Genomic DNA, 16,007 nt, shown 5'->3' with positions numbered 1-16,007 from the left:
CAAGAAGGATAGTTTAGGGTGAGCCAACAGAAGAAACAATCGATAAAGACACCAAGGATCAGCATGATGAGCATCGTGCTTATCATCTGCATAACTGTGCTTATAGCTGGTCTTCTTTTCATGCTGCAGAGTGGTATACAACTTGAGCTTATTGTGTTTGTGGGCGTTGTGACCATTGAGACCATTGCGCTTATTCTTACGCTTGCCCGCAGAAAAGCCTCTCCTGACACAGATCAAGCGACAGTGCCTGTATCTGACGATGCAACCCTTGCTCAGAGCGCTCAAAAAAGTAGAACCACCGATATAAGCGAAGGGCTTATACATGAGAATCCCAACGACACAGAGCCAGTAGAACATGATACCGAAGAAGCAGGTGCTCCCTCGGATTCCACTCTTCTTCCAGCAACGGACGAAACAGCATCCTCGGAAGAAATGTATCCAGAGGAAGATTCTCAGGCACCCGCACAAAGCAATCCGCTTGCTCACCCTTCAGCCTTAGTCGATTCTCTCACACAGGCAGTCAATCCACTTGCCACGTTAGCTGAGCTCGTTGAAGACACCTTTGATCAGGTTCGAAAAGTGCCTGAGCCCACCTATGGTGCTGCAGAAACCTTTGCCCGTTGGCTCTCTGAAGCCGGATTAGGAGAAGACTCAGACTCAGAAGAAGCAGAGATGCCGCGAACAAGACTTGTTCGTCTCTATCGAAATTCACTTGCCTATATCCGTATTGAACAGCCAGAAACAACGTATGTGGCGCGCAGAAAAGTGCTTGCAGTAGAAGCGGTGCTTAACCGAATGCTCATCGTTGAGTCGCTTGCAGGAGAAGGTCTTAGTGAGGATGGCGAAGGTGAGCTCTATCGACTCGCACAGAGCGCACAAGACAGTATTTGTGCTCAAGCCGCACAGTTTGAATGGGCAATTGGTCGCCGGGGAGGCAAGGATGGCGAGTGGGCCGCTCGATCCATTATTGCAACCCAGTTTGAAAGTTGGACTCTCCCCTATCGCCTTGAAGCAACATTTAGATGCAGCACACTCAATAGCGAAGCTGCAGTTGAAATTCGCCTTCCCGACCCAGAGGTATTTCCTCGTTCTCGTTGGTCGCGTGAATTAGGCAGAGTTATTCCAACAACAGGATTTATGCGCAAACGTACTGCCTCAGCCTATGCACTGCGTCTTGGCATTCTAGTAGCTGCTGGAATGTTTGAAGCATCAGGACATTTACGCCATGTGCATGTTGCTGGCGTATTTGATACAGCTCGTCGCCATTGTTGCCTTTTTTCTGTGCGATTTGATGCCGACAGATTCCGCATGTTGGTTGATTTAGAGGCTGTGTCTGATCCTGCTTCAATCTACCGTTCATGCAATGCACGGCTCCACCTCACCCATGGTGTGCTTGACCCAGTCGATCAGCATTTTTCGCTTGATGAAGAACGCTTCTGCCCAAGGAGACGCTATGCTACGCCGGAACTTTCAAAGCGCGTCTTACCTACTGCTGAAGGAAAAATGCTCGGAGCAACACGCGTAGCTGATTTGGGGTGTGACGGCGAGGCAAAGCTGCGCTCACTTGGTGACAAGCTCTCACGATCTTTAACTGATTCTTGTGAGAATAATGTCCGAGCCCTTCTTAATCTCGCTTATCGAGAGAATGATGCCGCTGTTACTGAAGCAGCTCAACGCACGTCTGAGCGGCTTATTACAGGTGAGGTTGGTCTTACACCCGATGAGGTTGTCGATGACTTTGTCACAGGCGACAACTTAACACGCAGTGTCAATAAAGCACTTGTCGATATAACGCATGGCCGTACACAGGAAGCAATCAATAACCTTGCTGATGTATTGGCGCCCCTCGAAATAGAAGGAGCTTACGAAGATCAAGCCAACATCACGTGGCGCTCTTTCCGTTCGTATGCTGAGCGTGCTTTGTACAATCGCCTCGAGGCTGTCGAGGGGGAGTTCTGCAACATTGTTCCAACCGCCTATTATGATGCCCACCTCTTGCTTGCAAGTGCACTTTTAGAACGAGGACACACCGATGCAGCCCTCGGAGAAGCCCGACTTGTTTCTCATCTCGATCCACTTGATGAGCGCGCACGGTTACGTGCAGTACGAGCCCTGGAAGTAAAGGGCGATATAGACGGCGCTATGCGCGAACTTGAGGAATTGCTTGAACTTGCTTATACACCAGAAGGTGTAGCTGTTGGCTATTATCGCCTCGCCTTCATGTGTTGGCAGTCGGGTGATATTGAAGGAGCAGATGCCTGCTATCGTCGTGCCCTGCGTTTTCCTTCGGAACTTTCACTTGCAGCAGCAACAGAGCTTACAGCACTCAATGCGACAAACCCCTCCCTGCTCGTGAATGGCGCTCCGGATGATGAAGAGGTTAATCAGCGCCTTGTTGAGCGCGGTATCCCTCTTGCGCCGATAACACCTGTTACCGATGCTTTGATGGAATGTACTGCTGCAGCAATTGATGTTGAGGTATTCCCTGTTGCTCGCAGTCTTGCAAGAGCGCTTGCACGCCTCTCCGGCGATGATGCGGCCTTTACCATTGCTGATTCACTCGAAAATGAGCCTGACGACTAGAAGAGCTGTATGGCGTGTGCCATACAGCTCTTAAACGTATCTTGCGGCCTTTGTTTTTCTTTGAGGGACTTATAAATCAAGTTCCATAAGGCGGATCAGAGAGACGATGTATATCTTCAGTGCAAGCTTCAGCTGCTCTTCTGGCATACCCTCATCTGCGCCATGTTCATAACCCAACCAAGCAGGACGTGGCGCTCCTTCAACATCAGGTCCAAAGGCAACTGCGCGAGCAAAATGACGTGCATAGGTGCCACCACCGATGGTGAAAGCCTTGCCATTATCGCCAGAAAGCTCATTATAGGTACGTACAAGGGTCTGAACTTCGGGTGTCTCTGGATCGGTAAGGAACGGCACCATATTGCTCTGAATCTTTACCGATGCACCATAGGGAGCTGTGAGCTGCGTGAGCTTTTCCTCGATTTCTTCCGCTGTTATTGACGTGGGATAGCGGGAGTCAATCGTTTGGATTAGCGTGCCATCCGTCAGATGAGCGGTTCCACCAATACAGGTAAGCGGACCAAAGTGTTTATCGCTCGAAGCAATACCCAGCGTAGAACCATCGGTAGAACTAAGAATAGCGTGCTCCAACTCAAGAGCCTGACGCTCTGTTTCGGAGCACAGATCATGTTCCAAGAGATAGTCAACAAGCAGCCCAATGGCGTTGACCGTTCCTTCCGGTAAAGAGGCGTGACCGCCTTTGCCATGTGCAACAATGCGCGTAAGACCTTCGCCTTCGGGCACGATTTCGATGTTTTCCTCTGCAGATAATGAAGAAGCATCGGCGCGAACAACAGCCTCAGCAAGGCCTGGAACCGCATTTGCAACAGTTCCACCATCAAGGGAGACAATTACACCGTTATCGCCTAAATCTGCCGAGGAAATAGCTGCCTGGATTCGGCCCTTCTCGCCAAAGATAAGCGGGAAATTTGCATCGGGCGTAAAGAGGAATGCAGGCTGATCGTAATGCTTGAGATACCACTCCACGTCCTCCATGCCCGTCTCTTCATTGACGCCCACAAGGCAACGAAGAGTATACGGGAAAGGCTTGCCTGCCTCATCGGCCAGACGCTTCAGGAAGTGAGCCGCATAAAGCGAAAGAACCAGTGGGGATTTATCATCAGCGACGCCGCGGCCAATTAAACAACCGTCTTTACGCGTTACATGAAGCGGATCAAAGGTCCAACCAGTACCAACAGGAACAATATCGGCATGGGCAATAGTGGCAATCTGTGTGGCAGACTCACCAGGAAGATCGGCATAGCCAATGTAGCCTTCGCAATCGTGCGCCTCAAGGCCCAGCCGCTTGGCAATAGCCAGCGCGCGGACAAGTGCCTCTTTCGGGTTGGGGCCGAATGGCATGCCTGGAGCAGCGTGATCTTTATCCTCTACGCTCTCCACCTGTATCAGTAGGTCCATGTCAGAAACGACATCTTCCCACACTTCATCAACATAAGCATCAACTTGTGATTTAAGTTCCTCGTCTGTCATATGATTCCCCTTTCGGGTATGTACGGGCTAACAATTGTTGTGCCCATTGTAGCGCCCGACGTATTATTTGCACCTCGATGCTACACTTCTCATCACTGTCACGTTGTTTGAAGTTTGGTCTATCCCTATTCCTCACACGCGGTGAAGTGTTTGATATTAAGCACTGGGATGCAAATTGGAAGGAGAAGCTGTGCTCAAAGCTCCACAAGGCTTAATGCCGTTTGCATTCAAAGCTGCCATTTTTGACTTTGATGGTACCCTTGCTCTCTCGGGTGACGTGTGGAATGAGGTTGACCATATTTTTTTATCTCGCCGCGAGATTCCGTGGACACCAGATTTAGCAGCAGAGCTCTCGTCACGTGGATTTATCGATGGAGCAGCTTACGTTATTGAACGCTATGGCCTCCATGAAACACCAGAAGCTATCGTCGAGGAATGGAATGGCCTTGCTGCGGAGCTCTACAAGAAGAACGTGCGTGTTCGTCCTGGAGCTACAGAGTATATACGAGCTTTACGTAGGCAGGGCTTTCCCGTTGCGCTTGCCACCACCAATGGACTCGAAATATTAGGCTCACTTGCTCCGCAATTTGTGCCCGAAGACCTCTTTGATGTAGTGGTGTATGGCCAGGAAGTTGCCCGCAATAAAAACTATCCTGACATCTACCTAGAAACCGCACGACGCCTCGAAATTGAGCCATGGGGCTGCATTGTATTTGAAGATATTCTGCCAGGCATTGTTTCTGCTCAACGCGCCGGAATGAGCGCCTGTGCTGTTCGCACGGGTGACCCCACACAACCACTTGAAGAGCTTATTGCTACAGCCGATCTGTATCTGGAAAGCTGGGAAGCTATACAGCTGCCAGGGTGAAGCAGGAGCACCTTTAATACGAGCGGATTCTTACCACAACAAAAGAGGGTAACCCATGTCTGACACCATTCGTATTGATATCGAGCGCTTACGCAAAGCACTTATAGATGAGACAGGATCTGCGGTATTTGTGGGTTCCCCATGGGCCATTGTTGACGTTGCTGCACTAGAGAGTGCCACACCAGAAGAACTTATCCGTGAGGCACAAAAACGTGGCTATGATCTTCGGCGTTTTAGTTACTAGAGAAGAGGAAAAACCTGTAGGGTTTTCTTAGCATGATAAGCGCGTGAGAGGTTCTCAGTCATGTTTTCGGTAAAGATGGCAGAATCGTAACGCTCATTTAGACGGTTATAGCTGATGTGATTCACAATCATCGTTGCCTTCTCGCCCACAATGAGATCGGAAACTTTAACGATAAACTCCTCGGGATTGTCTTGGAACAAACGGAACTTATAACAAAATCCGGCTTTTGAGCGATGTCAATAAAACATACTTCAACACATCAATTGGAACTAATACTACTCACCCAGCTCGCCTAGTGAAAAGAGCGTACGGTTTGCCCCGGCAGCGCGCCATGCAGCAAGGGTAGCAAACCGTTCACGCGTTGAAGCAGAGAGCGGTTCCGGCAGATCATCTGATGAGAACCATCCCACGGCTAGACTCTCATCGTCAGCTACGTACGGTTCAGAGCATCCGCCCTCAGCAAGCCGACATGCGAACATTAGATCTAAATACTGAGTCTGATCACCATTGGCATAGATGGTTAGCTCACGCTGCGCCCGCACACGCACAAGATCGGTGGGCACCACATCCACACCTGTCTCTTCCGACACCTCGCGTATTACTGTAACTGCTGGTTCCTCACCAGGCTCGTTGATACCATAGACAAGCGCCCACTCGCCTGTATCGGCACGTTGACCCAACAGTATCTTGCCTTCATCGTTCTCAACGTAGGCAGTTATACCGATAAGCCATAATGGATCGTGGCCAATCTTCTCGCGAAGCCGCAGGATAAACTCTGGAGTTGCCATAGCGCTTCTCTCCCATTAGGTTTAATTGCCCTTGCTTCAACCTGGATATCCCAAAGATTGTTTAGCGTTGTTTCACGATATAAAAACAGGCCAGAGATAATGTACTCTGACCTGGAAAGTTCTGGTGGGCCGTCAGGGGTTCGAACCCTGGACCTTGGGATTAAGAGTCCCCTGCTCTACCAACTGAGCTAACGACCCATATTCAACTTTAGATGGGGTGGGTACAGGGGCTCGAACCCTGGACCTACGGAGCCACAGTCCGTCGCTCTGCCAACTGAGCTACACCCACCATTTGCTACCTCAGAAGCAGCTCGAATATTATTGCGCACACCGCCTCAGAATGCAAGCAGAAAATTAAAATTTTGCTCACAAAATGAAAAGTACCTGGCACATACGGCAAAACCAGTGTTTAGCAACCGTTAGACAAGATACTCTGCAATCTGGACAGCATTGGTAGCAGCGCCCTTACGGATTTGATCTCCGCAGCACCAGAACGTGAGCGCGCTCACGCCCTCAGGAGCAGAGAGATCCCGACGAATACGTCCAACATAAATCAGATCCTGGTCTGAAGTATCCAGCGGCATAGGATACCCAAGGTTTGCTGGATCATCGACAACGCGAACTCCTGGAGCCTCTGACAAAATTTCGCGTGCTTCGTCCGGCGACAAAGGTTGCTCAAACTCCACCGTAATTGATTCGGAATGAGAACGCATAACTGGTACGCGTACACAGGTGCAGCTCACCCTCATATCAGGGAGGTGCATAATCTTGCGACCCTCGTTCTGCATCTTAAGCTCTTCAGAGGTATAGCTCTCCTCACCAAAGCCACCAATCTGTGGAATGAGGTTATATGCAAGCTGGTATGCAAAAGGATCGGTCGAACCTATTTCCTTACCCTCTGCCAAAACACGGCTCTCACGCTCAAGCTCGTTGAGACCGGCTAAACCTGCCCCTGAAGCAGCTTGATACGTTGAAACAATCATGCGCCTAAGACCAGCGGCCTTATGAAGCGGCCAAACCGGAACCAATCCAATAATCGTGGCGCAATTAGGATTGGCAATAATATTACGAGGATGATTTGCAATATCTTGGGCGTTTATCTCAGGAATAACCAGTGGAACATCTTTTTCAAGACGGAATGCATGGCTATTATCAACACACACCGCACCACGGGCAGCAGCCTGTGGCAGCAGCTCGCGGGCCTGTGCATCGCCTGCAGCACCTAACACAATATCTACGCCCTCAAAGGCCTCAGGAGTTGCCTCCCGTACAGAAATTGCTTCTCCGCGGAATTGTATGGTTTTTCCTGCAGAACGCGCACTAGCAAGTGGCAAAAGCTCTTTGACAGGAAAATCGCGCTCTTCAAGACATTGCAGCATTTGGGCGCCAACAACACCCGTAGCTCCCAGGATGGCAACAACTTTATCGGACATACGTCCCTCCTTGACCGGTGCGTTCAGCACGCAGAGCAGAGCATCTCATCGATGCTACTTATTCAATAGTACTTACCATCTCATCAGCAAATTTGTCATAAATGACGCGGATTGCCCGTTCAAAATCTTTATTATCCACACCGAGAATAATTGAGATTTCCTGAGGCGACTGCGTGATCATACGAATGTTTACACCAGCCTCACCAAGGGCGCCGAAGATGCGACCAGAAGTACCGGCGCGGCGGCTCATATTTCTGCCGACCACTGAAATGAGTGCCAAGCCTTCAACCACATTAATAGAGTCTGGCTTGATCTCTTGCTGCAGCTCACCAACGATCGAATAAACCGTGTCGCGTACATCGGCACCATTAACCACCACCGCAAGAGCGTCAACTCCACTTGGTACGTGTTCAACCGATACACCGTAGCGCTCAAACACTGCCAGAACGCGACGAACATAACCAACTTCAGCAGAGGTATGCGCCTTGCGAATATGAATGGCCAGAAAATCTCGCTTGCCAGCAATTCCTGTAATCAGGTGCTCTAGCTCACGATCTGCAGCCTTTTCACGAATAAACGTACCTTGCTTGTCCGGACGATTCGTATTCTTAATCTGAATTGGAATATTTGCCTCGCGCACAGGGAAGATAGCCTCTTCCTGGAGCACCGAAGCGCCCATATACGAGAGCTCGCGCATCTCATCGAAGGTAATACGATGAATTGAACGAGGGTTCTCTACAATGTGCGGATCTGCTGCCAAAAAGCCAGAAACATCGGTCCAGTTCTCATAGACTCCCGCCTCAAGGCACCTGGCAAGAATAGCTCCGGTAATATCGCCACCGCCGCGCTGGAAAAGCTTTATGGTGCCATCCACCGTCGCACCATAAAACCCTGGGAGTACAAACGAACCCAAACGTGCCACTGCATCATTTACACGCGTAGCGGTACGCGCCATATCAATGGTTCCATCATGATGGAACACCATGACATCAGCGGCATCTAAGAAAGGAAGGCCGAGATACTCAGCCATAAGTTGGCCGGTGAACCATTCTCCTCGCGAAACAATATATTCAGGAGAGAGACTCTTAATAACGCTCGAGAACTCTTCGAACTTTGCTGCAATGGGATACTTTAAGTTCAACTCTTCTGCAATATCCACAAAACGCTGTTCGATATCACTCAGCAGAGCAGAGCAATCCACGTGATACGCAATATGTGCATTAACCAGCAGCAACAGATCGGTAATTTTATTATCACCGGAAAAGCGCTTACCAGAAGCCGAAACCACCACAAAACGACGGTCACGATCAGCTTGAACTATTTCTTTTACCTTGCGGAACTGCCCAGCATCCGCAACGCTGGAACCACCGAATTTTGCAACTTTTACCATGTATTAGTCCTCTGCCCCTTCAGCAATGGCAGCCATAAACGAAGTGGGATCGTCCTTGCAGATACGCTCAAAAAGTTCACGTGCCTCCGTGGCGGTGAGCTTATGCATACGCCAGACACCTTCATCAAATGCCTCGGCCTCTGCAGGAACTTCTGCAGTTGTACGCAGCAAATAATCAGAGACAAGCAGCGTTGGGTCATACGACAGCTCGGCACTCATATCGTAGGTGGGACGCACGCCATTTTGGCAATCAAGCAAGTCCTGAACCATTGCGTTGCCCGTCGGAAGACTTCCTGCACCCTGACCATAAAACTTAAGCTCACCGATGGTGGCACCTGTAACTGAGGCAATATTGTTGTTTGCTGGCACACAGGCTTCCAAAGAGCGCTCAGGCAATGCCACGGGCTCTACGGCAACAGCATAGCGCTGATCTTTACATACACCCCTACCGAGCACCTTTACCGACATGCCGTGCGCATGCAGCATATCCATATCGGCCTTAGTAAGCGTGCGCATACCAGTTACCGGGAACTCAGTTGTGCATGCAACGCCAAAGGCTACAGCAGCAGTAATGATGGTCTTATTACGGACGTCAATGCCGTCGATGTCAGCAGAAGGATCTGCCTCGGCATAGCCCAGCTCCTGAGCTCGAGCTAATACGACGTCAAAGTCGAGGCCCTTGCGCGCCATCTCATCGATAATGTAGTTCGTTGTGCCGTTGAGAATGCCCGAGAAAGATGACACCTCGTCAATACGACGAACTTTTTCGATGCTTGCAATCCAGGGAATACCGCCGCCACATGTTGCTTCAACAAACAGACCAACACCGGCAGCAGCTGCCTCATGTGCAAACTCTGTTAAATACTCTGCTACAACAGCCTTATTTGAGGTAATAACATGCTTACCAGCACGCAGTGCAGCAACAATATACGTGTGAGCTGGCTCTATACCGCCCATGCACTCAACGACAGCTTCAATGGAGGGATCCTGAGCAATATCATCAAAATCAGAAGTCATACGCTCGTCAGTACAGCGATCCGGAAGCTCAAGGATACGTGCAACCTCAAGGGAGGGGATGCAATCGGCGATTATTTCATCGACGCCACGTCCAACTGTTCCGTGGCCGAGGATGGCAATCTTCATGAATCTGTCCAATCGTTAGAAATGGCAGGGCGAGCCGCCTCTCGTCTCGTGCACCTGTATCATGTCATCATAAATAACAACAATCAGTCACGTCGGAGGGACGGCGAAGTTGAATACTTTCTACCACAGCACTCGCTCAAATGAGCAACTTGTTACAAGTAAGCAAGCAATTCTTACCGGTATTGCCCCCGATGGTGGCCTTTATGTTTGTGACGACATAACCTCACACCAGCTTGACCTCAATACTATATGCAATCAAACATTTATGGAAACTTCTCGCCTCGTATTGAGCACCCTCCTTGACGACTACACGTCTGAAGAAATTGCCGCTTGTGTTGAAGAGGCTTACGGATCCAGTTTTGATACACCCGCCATTACGCCCGTAACACCGTTGGGCAACGATTGGTTACTTGAGCTCTATCATGGTCCAACATGTGCTTTCAAAGATGTCGCACTGCAAATGCTGCCCCGCCTTATGTCAAAAGCGCATGCACAAAGCGATCAAAACATCATGATTGTGACAGCCACGAGCGGCGATACTGGTAAGGCAGCGTTGGCAGGCTTTGCAGGTGTTCCCGGTACTGGAATTTGCGTCTTCTATCCAGAAGGCAAGGTATCGGATGTTCAGCGTCTGCAGATGGTGACACAGACAGGCAGCAACGTTGAGGTATGTGCCGTATCAGGCAATTTTGATGACGTGCAAACCGAAGTCAAACATATCTTCGCCGACAAAAATCTTGCTGGACGCTTGCATACATCCAACATTGCACTTTCAAGTGCAAACTCAATCAACATCGGCCGCCTCGTTCCCCAGGTGGTTTATTACTTCGATGCCTATGCACAGTTGGTGCGCTCAGGAACTCTAAAGAAGGGCGAGAGCGTTGAGTTCTGCGTACCAACAGGAAACTTTGGCGATGTTCTTGCTGGCTATTATGCAAAGCTCATGGGACTTCCTGTTGCCCGACTCGTTGTAGCATCCAATTCAAACGATGTTCTTTGCGACTTTATTGAAAGCGGCGTGTATGACAGGCGTCGTCCTTTCTACACTACCATCTCTCCGTCGATGGACATTCTTGTATCTTCAAACCTCGAACGTCTCCTCTATTTGCTCTCCGATGGAGATTGTGAGCTCATTGCATCTCTCATGAAGCAACTCTCTGAAGAGGGCCACTACACCGTTCCTCGTGCTCTGCATGAGCGCATTCGTGAGACGTTCTCCTATGGTCACGCAACCGATGAAGAGACGAGCAAAGCAATTCATACAACATGGGAACAAAATCATGTGCTTATCGATACGCACACAGCTGTCGCAAAGCATGTTCTGGCTCAGCAACAGCCTTCCGATGCGGCAGCGCGCGTTTGTCTCTCAACTGCCAGTCCTTTTAAGTTCCCTGCTGACGTACTTGCTGCACTGGGAGAAGATATTACTGGCCTTGATGGTTTTACCTGCATGGACCGTCTGAGCGAACTTACGGGCGCCCAAGCTCCTCGACAGCTCTCTGAGCTGAGGGATGCAGAGGTTATTCGCAATGCCTCCTGTGACGTCTCTGGTATGTCAGAGATTGTTGAGAATGCTTGCATGAGGTGCCTCGCATGAGTAGCCGTCGATACACCGTTGTTTCGGTACCAGCAACATCTGCAAACCTAGGTGTTGGCTACGACTGCTTAGGTATGGCGCTTGATCTTCGGGCAACCTTTGGTCTTATCCGTTCAGATGAGCTCGAAATTCATGGATGCGAAGAGCGCTTTCGCAATCCAGACAATCTGGTATGGCGCAGTTTTCTTACCACGTTGGCAGCACTTGGTGTTGAACCCTTCCCCGTCCGGATTGATATTGAATCTCCTATACCGCTTTCGGGCGGACTTGGTTCGAGCTCAACCTGCGTAGTTGCTGGTATTGTTGCAGCTCAGTCGCTCGTTAATGATGAGGTTGACCAAGCGCTCACCTTAAAGATTGCCACGCAAATCGAAGGCCATCCAGACAATGTAGCGCCAGCAATTCTTGGTGGCATTGTAAGTTCCTTTGTTGCTGATGGGGAGACAATTTCAACGCGTGCAGACGTAGCGGAAAATCTCCGCTTTGTTACCGTTGCCCCTCCCTATGAAGTGCGTACCGCCGATGCACGCCGTGTTATGCCTCGCGAAGTTCCCCTCTCCACCGCCGTGTGGCAAATGGGACGTTGTGCTGCAACTGTTCAGGCACTTTGTTCTGGCGATGCAAACCTTTTTGGCAAGGCATGTCACGATAAACTTCACGAGCCGTATCGAAAGCTTCTCATAGCCGATTATGAGCCTCTACGCAAAGTAGCGCTTTCCTCCGGAGCCTCAGCATTCTTTATCTCCGGATCAGGTTCAACCATGATTGCCGTTGCCGATGGTCAACAGAAGGCCAACACCGTTGCGCAAGCATTTTCAAGCGTACGTAAAGACCTCTGGATTCGGGTACTATCTGCAAGTTCTATTGGCGCACGTTTAGAGCAGCACTAGTTCTTCTGAGCAGTGCTGCTCACTCTTTAAGCTACTTTTATGCCTGCTGGGCAACGGCAGCCATATGACGAGGCTGATAAGAACCCCGGCGGCCGCGTGCCCGTCGTGCGGATCCAAACAGGCTTTGTGTGAGTGTACCGCCTTCAATAACGTGCAGGTATTCCCGGGCATTCCGACGAGCAGAGCTCGATTCGTTACGCGAAAACTCATCATTGATGAGATAGTCAACGTACGTTTCGGTATCCACCACTTCAGGATGACCTGCAGGGGTTCTGAAGGGAATAAAGCTGGTCGGAGCTTCCAAACCATCCGGCTCATCAAGCGTGTCAGTACCGCCAACAATATCTTCAAATGCAAAAGGTGATTGGGCACGCGCCTGCTCATCGAGAGCGTCTAATGCTACCTGCCACAAATCTGCATTGGTATCGAGATCTTCTGCTGCACGATGCTCGGGAAACATTCCAAAATCTATATCTGCGAGCCGCTCTGAAACCTTCTTTTGTGATGTCGAGGCCCCCTGAGTTGATGCCGAGGCCTGGGCGGCTTTCGTAGAGGGCTGTGTGCTCTGAGAAACAGCCTTATGTGGGGCACTGTTCTGCACTGCAGCGTCCCACCAGGTCGTACCTACATCTCCAACGCTACCGTCCGCACGCTCAATAACAGGAACCCCGTCCATCATGTTTGCTTCGAGACGATCGCTTAACACCGAAGCTACGCCACGAGCGCGGGTTGCCATGCGCTCTACTATGCCAGCGCGACGTACATAGTTCTCTGCAATTTCGCCATAGTCTTTAGCCGAATGAGCCGCAACATGCTGCTTGCTCGTTTCCTGTTGGACTGTAGCAGCTTGAGAGGAAGAGGCATGTGTTGGAGCAGAGACATGCTTTTGGCGTACATGCTGTGGATTTTCAGATTTGCTGGGTCGTGCAAAATGACCACCCTGAGCAGACGTGCGCTGACCTCGATCTATTACAAAGTCATTATGCTCGCGACGCGAACGCAGATAGAGATAAAAACTGCTTGCAGCAACACCCATCGCTGCACCTGTCACGCATCCCATCATGAATGGAACAAGCGGGTCTGCATTTACAAATGAACTCGATAACGAAAGCGGTGCCGCAGAAACTGAAACGGGAACGGCAAGCGTCATCCCACCGGCAAGACCAGCAAAAACAGCTGGACATGGACGACTCATTGTCATCTCCTGGCACCCCCTTCGCCGCACATATGTGCGAGCGCTATGACATATGAAGATGAAGGAGGTGTATACGCAAACTCATCCCAACGATAAGCGGGATGGCTCAATAACGGCGTGGCTCGTTTCATCTTCATATGCCGTCAATGTATATTGGCGCGACAAACGTCACTAATCTGACTATACCGCGAGAATACGTAAATGCAAGTAAGGAAAAAGCCCGGCACGCATAAAAGCATGTCGGGCTTTTACAGTAATAAGTGAATCAGCTTTAAAGCGTATCAACAAATTCCGATTGTTGGGCCTTTTTAGCTGAACGAATAAGGAACTCTTCGTTAGAAGCCGTTGCTTTCAGACTCTTCACCAGCATCGTTTCTGCACGTTCCACATTGTTCATATTGGCCAGAATGCGACGGACTCCCCAAACAAATGGTTGAAGCTCTGCTGAGATGAGCAGTTCCTCGTTGCGCGTGCCAGAAGCAACCGGATCAATAGCTGGGAAGATGCGCTTATCAGCAAGGTCTCGGTCAAGCTTGAGCTCCATATTGCCAGTGCCCTTGAACTCCTCAAAGATAACCTCGTCCATCTTTGAGCCTGTATCGATAAGCGCCGAGGCAATAATGGTAAGTGAACCGCCATTTTCAATGTTACGGGCTGCACCAAGGAAGCGTTTGGGCGGATACAACGCAGCAGAATCAACACCGCCAGAAAGTATGCGACCACTTGCAGGCTGCGCGAGGTTGTATGCGCGAGCAAGACGAGTAATGGAATCGAGTACTACAACAACGTCTTCGCCCTGCTCAACAAGGCGTTTGGCATGCTCGATGACAAGCTCGGAAACAGCCGTATGATTTTCCGCTGGCATGTCGAAGGTAGAAGCAACCACTTCACCCCGAATAGAGCGCTGCATATCGGTAACTTCTTCAGGACGTTCGTCCACAAGCAGGCAGATGAGGTGAACCTCGGGATTATTGGCCGATATTGCCTGACAAATATTCTTAAGAACGGTTGTCTTACCAGCCTTAGGCGGGCTTACGATAAGACCACGCTGACCCTTGCCGATAGGCGATACCAAGTCAATAGCACGACCAGTTATGGAATCGCGACCATGCTCAAGCCTCAGGGGTTCATTCGGGAAAATAGGTGTGAGATCACGGAAATGAGGACGCTCACGAGCCTGCTCAACCGTCAATCCATTTACCAAATCAACCTTAGCTAAAGGCGGAAACTTATTATTCGACCTCCCAGGCACAACCGTACCCTCAATAAGATCGCCGGGTCGAAGAGCTAGTGAACGAATGGTCTGTTGGAAAACGAAGGCATCGCTTGGACCCTGCATGTAATTCTCAGTACGCAGGAACCCATATCCTTCAGAATGAATTTCAAGAATGCCGCGCACATGACGGAAGCCCTCTGCCAAAGCAGCAGCCTCATATACCGCATCCACAAGCTCGGCTTTTTTACGGCCGGCATAATCTATTCCAAGCTCAGCAGCCTTAGCGCGCAGCTCAGCAACCTTCATGGCGTGCAGCTCATCTAACGAAAGTGAAGGCTCAGCTGCCAGATCAGGGCCATTTTGCCTACGATTTCGACGGTTCTTATTTTGTCCATTGAAATTGTTGCGAGACTCATGAGAAGAACGCTGAGAATTTTGGCGATCTTGACGCTGCGTATGACGACGTCTGTGAGAAGAGCGTTGTGCACGTTCATCAGGGGCCTGAGAAGCCTCTTCCCCATCTTGTTGCACATCTGAAGAGGTTGGTGTTTCGTTTTTGCTTTCTGAAACACCCTGAGAGTTGCTCTCTGTATCAGACGGTTCCTGATGTTGTGTGCTTTGGTCATCAACTATTTGTTCAGAAGAGGTGTTTTGAGCTTCTTGTTCATCTGCAGTATTTACATCAGGTTCAGCAGATTCAACCTTCTTTTTTACGCGTGTACGCGTAGATGGTTTTTTTACCTTTGCAATTGCTTTGACTTTTTCTGGAACAGCAAGTGTAAGCTGCTCTTCTGTAGAAGTCTCCGTTTTAGAAGTTTCCGTTTTACGAGGACGACCACGGCGGCGTTTTGGTGCTGGTGCTTCAGATTCATCTGAAGTCTTGGACGGCGCCGATTCTGCAGCAGGTTCCTCGGCTGTAGCCTGCTTTTCCGACTTACGCGGACGCCCACGACGACGTTTAGTCACCACAGGCTCTTGAGTCGGAGTAGAAGCTTCCAGCCCTCCTTCCTCGCCGTTCGCTATCCGGCTGGATTCGGCTGTCTCTTCTGCCACACAAACTCCTTGTCTCTAGTCTCACCCCAGAGGGTCAAATTCTGAAATAGATGCAATATCCTTTTGATAATGATGCACAGCCTGAGAAAGAAAGCTGCACAGTTCAAACGATTGATTAA

At 50.0% G+C, this 16,007-nt stretch carries 13 protein-coding genes and 2 tRNA genes; 5 read left to right on the top strand and 10 right to left on the bottom strand.

The genetic code is table 11. The annotated features are described in order from the left end of the window. The first annotated feature begins 63 nt into the window (after positions 1–63). Positions 64–2,583, top strand: a complete 2,520-nt coding sequence (locus ACQY6Y_RS06355) for a hypothetical protein (protein ID WP_428379471.1) — start codon at positions 64–66, stop codon at positions 2,581–2,583. Positions 2,584–2,652: 69 nt separating this feature from the next. On the opposite strand, the gene ACQY6Y_RS06350 is transcribed toward ACQY6Y_RS06355, so the two are convergent. Continuing rightward, positions 2,653–4,071 carry a Sapep family Mn(2+)-dependent dipeptidase gene (locus tag ACQY6Y_RS06350; RefSeq protein ID WP_428379470.1) on the bottom strand — a complete coding sequence of 473 codons (1,419 nt, stop codon included), beginning with the start codon at positions 4,069–4,071 and terminating at the stop codon, positions 2,653–2,655. A 190-nt stretch (positions 4,072–4,261) separates the two neighbouring features. Between ACQY6Y_RS06350 and ACQY6Y_RS06345 the strand changes: the two genes are divergently transcribed. Both ACQY6Y_RS06345 and ACQY6Y_RS06340 read left to right on the top strand, forming a co-directional pair. Then, positions 4,262–4,939, top strand: a complete 678-nt coding sequence (locus ACQY6Y_RS06345; RefSeq protein ID WP_428379469.1) for an HAD family hydrolase — start codon at positions 4,262–4,264, stop codon at positions 4,937–4,939. A gap of 55 nt (positions 4,940–4,994) precedes the next feature. Beyond that, complete coding sequence (locus ACQY6Y_RS06340) at positions 4,995–5,183, top strand: hypothetical protein (RefSeq protein WP_428379468.1); 189 nt, start codon at positions 4,995–4,997, stop codon at positions 5,181–5,183. Here the strand turns inward: ACQY6Y_RS06340 and ACQY6Y_RS06335 are convergent. The 7 genes from ACQY6Y_RS06335 to ACQY6Y_RS06305 all read right to left on the bottom strand — a co-directional run bounded on the left by ACQY6Y_RS06335 (position 5,180) and on the right by ACQY6Y_RS06305 (position 9,937). Beyond that, positions 5,180–5,383, bottom strand: coding sequence for a hypothetical protein (locus tag ACQY6Y_RS06335; RefSeq protein WP_428379467.1), 204 nt, complete (start codon positions 5,381–5,383; stop codon positions 5,180–5,182). The genes ACQY6Y_RS06340 and ACQY6Y_RS06335 overlap by 4 nt on opposite strands. 75 nt (positions 5,384–5,458) lie before the next feature. Further along, a complete protein-coding gene (locus tag ACQY6Y_RS06330; RefSeq protein ID WP_428379466.1) occupies positions 5,459–5,971 on the bottom strand; it encodes an NUDIX hydrolase in 513 nt (170 codons plus the stop codon). 122 nt (positions 5,972–6,093) lie between these two features. Continuing rightward, positions 6,094–6,169 (bottom strand) — tRNA-Lys (locus ACQY6Y_RS06325). 15 nt (positions 6,170–6,184) lie between these two features. Next, a tRNA-His gene (locus ACQY6Y_RS06320) sits at positions 6,185–6,260 on the bottom strand. A gap of 130 nt (positions 6,261–6,390) precedes the next feature. Then, positions 6,391–7,404: an aspartate-semialdehyde dehydrogenase gene (locus ACQY6Y_RS06315; protein ID WP_428379465.1), complete on the bottom strand. Its 1,014-nt coding sequence runs from the start codon at positions 7,402–7,404 to the stop codon at positions 6,391–6,393. A 58-nt stretch (positions 7,405–7,462) separates the two neighbouring features. Further along, positions 7,463–8,794 carry an aspartate kinase gene (locus ACQY6Y_RS06310; protein WP_428379464.1) on the bottom strand — a complete coding sequence of 444 codons (1,332 nt, stop codon included), beginning with the start codon at positions 8,792–8,794 and terminating at the stop codon, positions 7,463–7,465. Positions 8,795–8,797: 3 nt separating this feature from the next. After that, positions 8,798–9,937, bottom strand: coding sequence for a homoserine dehydrogenase (locus ACQY6Y_RS06305; protein ID WP_428379463.1), 1,140 nt, complete (start codon positions 9,935–9,937; stop codon positions 8,798–8,800). Positions 9,938–10,046: 109 nt separating this feature from the next. Between ACQY6Y_RS06305 and thrC the strand changes: the two genes are divergently transcribed. Then, on the top strand, positions 10,047–11,534 hold the full coding sequence (gene thrC, locus ACQY6Y_RS06300; protein ID WP_428379462.1) for a threonine synthase: 1,488 nt from the start codon (positions 10,047–10,049) through the stop codon (positions 11,532–11,534). Beyond that, positions 11,531–12,424: a homoserine kinase gene (gene thrB / locus ACQY6Y_RS06295; protein ID WP_428379461.1), complete on the top strand. Its 894-nt coding sequence runs from the start codon at positions 11,531–11,533 to the stop codon at positions 12,422–12,424. Before thrC ends, thrB begins: the two co-directional genes overlap by 4 nt. 37 nt (positions 12,425–12,461) lie before the next feature. Here thrB and ACQY6Y_RS06290 read toward each other — a convergent pair whose 3' ends face one another. Both ACQY6Y_RS06290 and rho read right to left on the bottom strand, forming a co-directional pair. Continuing rightward, entirely contained in the window at positions 12,462–13,619 is a 1,158-nt protein-coding gene (locus tag ACQY6Y_RS06290) for a hypothetical protein (protein WP_428379460.1), read from the bottom strand. A gap of 271 nt (positions 13,620–13,890) precedes the next feature. Then, a complete protein-coding gene (gene rho, locus ACQY6Y_RS06285; RefSeq protein WP_428379459.1) occupies positions 13,891–15,888 on the bottom strand; it encodes a transcription termination factor Rho in 1,998 nt (665 codons plus the stop codon). Between the last annotated feature and the right edge of the window lie 119 nt (positions 15,889–16,007).

This window comes from Olsenella sp. Marseille-QA0557 (assembly GCF_965119725.1).
Lineage (GTDB): Bacteria > Actinomycetota > Coriobacteriia > Coriobacteriales > Atopobiaceae > Coprovicinus > Coprovicinus avistercoris.
This window is presented reverse-complemented; position numbering and strand designations above follow the sequence as displayed.